The organism is Azospirillum sp. 11R-A (assembly GCF_049472615.1).
GTDB lineage: Bacteria > Pseudomonadota > Alphaproteobacteria > Azospirillales > Azospirillaceae > Azospirillum > Azospirillum palustre.
In genome coordinates this window covers 1-4,329 of the sequence record NZ_JBCEBL010000064.1, presented here as the reverse complement: position 1 = coordinate 4,329, position 4,329 = coordinate 1, and the positions used below count along the sequence as shown (strand labels likewise).

The 4,329-nt window shown below is 71.2% G+C and carries 1 protein-coding gene; it reads right to left on the bottom strand.

The features are described 5' to 3' along the window. On the bottom strand, positions 1–4,329 hold a 4,329-nt coding region (locus tag VH569_RS35105), incomplete at both ends, for an amino acid adenylation domain-containing protein (RefSeq protein WP_423321881.1).

Genomic DNA, 4,329 nt, shown 5'->3' with positions numbered 1-4,329 from the left:
CCCGTCCCCACGCTGGCGCACGAGGTCGCCGGTGCGGTAGAGCCGCCCGCCGCCGGCCGAGAACGGATCGGCGACGAAGCGCTCCGCCGTCAGGCCGGGACGGTTCAGGTAGCCCCGCGCCAACCCCGCGCCGCCAAGATAAAGCTCCCCGACCACGCCAAGCGGTACCGGGTTCAGGTCGCCATCCAGGACATAGCCGCAGGTCCCATCGATGGGACGGCCGATGTTGGCGCGGCCCCCCGCCTCGCGACGGGTCAATGTCGAATAGGTCGTGTCCTCCGACGGGCCGTAGAGGTCGTAGACGTCGGCGATACCGGCGGCATAGAGGTCATCCACCAGCGATTGAGCCAACGGCTCGCCCGCCAGATTGATGGTCCGCACACCGGCCGGAATACCGCCGGAGCGCAGGAGGCCGGCAATGGCCGACGGCACCGTGTTGATCAGGCACACGCGGTCGCGGGCCGGCAGGTCGGGCAAGGCCAGGGCGTTGTCGGCCATCACCACATGGCCGCCGGCACTCAGCGTGACGAAGAATTCCCAGACCGAAAGATCGAAACAGACGGAGGTCGAGGCCAGGACCCCCTGCAACTGCTCCGGCCGGTAAAGCCGCAATGCCCAGTCGATGAGGGCCGAGGCGTTGCGATGCTCGATCACCACACCCTTCGGCCGTCCGGTCGAACCGGAGGTGTAGATGACATAGGCGGCGTCCTCCGCCCTGTAGACCGGCAGCGGATCGTCCGCCGGGCCGTTCTCCAGACCGAGCGCCGGATCGTCGAGCGCCAGCACCCGCAGGCCCCCGCCCGCCGGAAGACGGGGCAGCAGGCTGCGTTGCGTCACGACCAGTGCCGCCTGGCTGTCGGCCAGCATGTAGGCGACACGGTCGGCGGGATAGTCGGGGTCGAGCGGAACATAGGCGCCACCCGCCTTCAGGATCGCCAGAAGACCGGTCAGCAGAACCTCCGTCCGCTCGAGCATGACGGCGACCGGGACACCGGGCGCGACACCGAGCGCGCGCAGCCGATGGGCCAGCCGGTTGGCCTGCCGGTTGAGATCGCCATAGCTCACGCTGCGCGTGCCGGCGATAACCGCGGTGGCATCCGGACTGCGGGCGGCCTGCACCTCGAACAGACGCGGCAAGGGCGTCGCGTCCATCGGCTCCGGTTGGTTCCAGGCGCCGAAAATACGGTCGCGGTCGGCCTCGTCCAGCACGGAGAAGGCACCGAGCAACCGGTTCGGGGCTTCGGCCATCGCCAGCAGAAGACGGCGCAGATGGCCGGCGAGGTGCGCCACCGCCGGCCCCGTCAGATGGGCGCGGTCGTAGCGGTGATGCAACTCCAGCCGGTCGCCGGGCATGATCGCGATGGTCAGCGGATAGCTGGTCCGCTCATAACCGATCACCGGCGAGAAGCGCAGCCCGCCGGGGCTTCCCTGACGCAACGCCTCGGCGACCGGATAGCTCTCGAACACCAGCAGGCTGTCGAACAGGGCACCGCCGGCGTCGCCCGATGCGGTCTGACCCGACCAGTGCTGAATGTCGGCGAGCGGCGTGTGCTCATGCTCACGCAGGTCGAGGTTGCGGCTTTGGACCGTGCGGAGCCAGTCTGCCACCGGCATCGCAGGATGGGGCGTCAGGATCACCGGCAGCGTGTTGATGAACAGGCCGAGCCGGTGTTCCACCCCCGGCAGATCCGCCGGGCGGCCGGACACGGTGGTGCCGAAGGCGACGGTGTCCTGGCCGCCATGCTGCCGCAGCAGGACGGCCCAGGCCGCCTGCATCAGCGTGTTCAGCGTGACGTCGCAGCGACGGGCGAGGTCGGTGAGGCGACGGGTTTCCTCCACGGTGAAGACGCAGCGATGCTCGCCCTGCCCGTCCCGCTCAGGCATGGGTTCCGCCTGCGGGCCGGACGGCAGCAGCGAGACGATCCTGGTCGGCTGTTCGAGTTCGGCGGTGCGGTTGCGCCAGAAGGCCTCGGACGCCGCCCTGTCGCGCCCTTGCAGCCAGGCCACATGGTCGCGGAAGCGGCCGCCGTCCGCCGCCGGCACGACGCCGGCATAGCGTTGCAACACCTCTCCCAGAAGCTGCGAGCTGCTCCAGCCGTCCAGCAGGATGTGGTGGCTGGTCAGGATCACATGATGGCGCTCCCCGCCCGTGCGCACCACCGCCAGCCGCAGCAGAGGCGGTGCCGCAAGGTCGAAGCCGGCCTGCCGCTCCGCCGCCGCAAGCTCCTCCAGCCGCGCCATCGGGTCCGGAGCGCCGCGCCAGTCCTCCAGCCGCAGCGGCACCGCAACCTTGCGCCGGATCGCCTGCAACGGCTGCTCCAGGCCGTCCCACAGGAAGCCCGCCCGCAGGCTGTCATGCGCATCGACCGCCCCCTGCCATGCCGCATGGAAGCGCGCCACGTCCAGCCCGTCCACATCCACCCGCATCTGGTTGATGTAGGCGTCGCCACCCGGCTCGTAGAGCGCATGGAACAGCATGCCCTGCTGCATCGGCGTCAGCGGGTAGAGGTCCTCCAACTCGCGCGCCGGCAGCGGCAGCGCGTCCAGCTGGCCCTGCGTCAGGCCGGCCAGCGGAACGTCCGACGGCGTCAGACCGCCGGCCGAGGTCTCGCAATGCGCAACCAGTGTCCGAAGCTCCTCCCCATAGGCCGAGGCCAACCCCTCCACGACAGGCGGCGCCAGCACCGAGCGGCTGTAGCTCCAGTCGAACACCAGCTCCCCGTCATAGACCTGACCGTTCAGCGTCAGCCAGTTGCCCAGAGGCGCATCGGCATCCTGGCTGCTGCCCGCCGGCTCGTCGGCCGGCACGAAGCGGGCGGTGTCGTCGAAGCTGCCGTCGAACTGGCCCAGATAGTTGAAGGTCACCCGCGCCTCGGGCAGCGCCCGCAGCGTTGCCTGCGCCTCCCCATCGCCCAGATGGCGCAGCACGCCRWAGCCMAGCCCGTTCGACGGMACCGCCCGMAGCTGCTCCTTCACCGYCTTGATCGACGCGCCAATCTCTCCGCCGGCTCCCCCGCCGGGGCACAGATGCACCGGATAGGCGGTGGTGAACCAGCCGACGCTGCGGCTGAGGTCCAGGCCRCCCACCAGCTCCTCGCGRCCATGACCCTCCAGCTGCACCAGYGCCGAGGCTGCGCCGCTCCACCGGCACAGCACCCGCGACAGCGCCGTCAGCAGAAGGTCGTTCACCCGCGTCCGGTAGGCCGCAGGCGCCGACGACAGCAGGCGCTTCGTCCAGCCGGCATCCAGCCGCGTCCGCGCCACGGCGGATGTCGCCACCCTCAGCGCCTCGGTCGGCACCGGCTCCGCCACCCCCGGCAGCCCGGCCGGAGCGTCCCCCAGGCTGTCGCGCCACCAGGACARCTCATCCCTCAGCGCCCCGCTCGCGGCGTGGCGGCGCAGCGCCTCGCCCCAGGACTGGAAGGACGCGGTCTTGGCCGGCAGCACCACCGCTTCGCCCCGCTCCAGCTGCGTGCAGGCCAGTTGCAGATCCTCCAGAAGCACGCGCCAGGACACGCCGTCCACCACCAGATGGTGGATCGCCAGCAGCAGGCGCTGCTCTCCGTCCTCGTCCGCGCGCTCGACCAGCAGGGCGCGCAGCAGCGGGCCATGTTCGAGGTCAAGGCTGCGCTGGGCCTTCTCGCACAGCCGCTCCTGCGCTTCGGCATCGGCGGCRRCGCGGTGCCACAGCACCGGCGGYACCGCCTCGGGCGGCAGGTGCTCGGCACGGCCGTCTCCAGCGAAGACCAGCCGCAGGGCGTCGTGATGGGCCAGCARGGCCGAGAGCGCCCGYTCCAGCAGCGCCGGATCGACCGGCCGGCGCAGCCGCAGCAGCACCGACTGGTTCCAGTGGCTGCGGCYGGGGATCGGCTCCTCGAAGAACCAGCGCTGGATCGGSGTCAGCGACAGCGCMCCGCCGACAGCACCCTGCTCGGCAGCAGGAGCGCCGGCGTCGCTACGGGCGGCGCGGGCGAGCGCCTCCAGGGTCTGGTGCTCGAAGACGTCGCGCGGGGTGAAGGCGAGGCCRTGGCGGYGGGCGCGGCTGACCAGCTGGATGGAGAGGATSGAGTCTCCGCCCAGCTCGAAGAAGTTGTCGGTGACGCCGACACTCTCCAGCCGCAGCAGCTCGCACCACAGCGCCGCCAGGGCCCGTTCGGCTGCGCTGCGCGGCGGCACCCGGGCCGACGACGACGCCAGTTCCGGCTCGGGCAGCGCCTTGCGGTCCAGCTTGCCGTTGGGCGTCAGCGGCAGCCGCTCCAGCACCACGAGGTGAGCCGGAACCATGTAGTCCGGCARCGCCGCCTTCAGCCCGGAGCGCAGCCGCTCGAC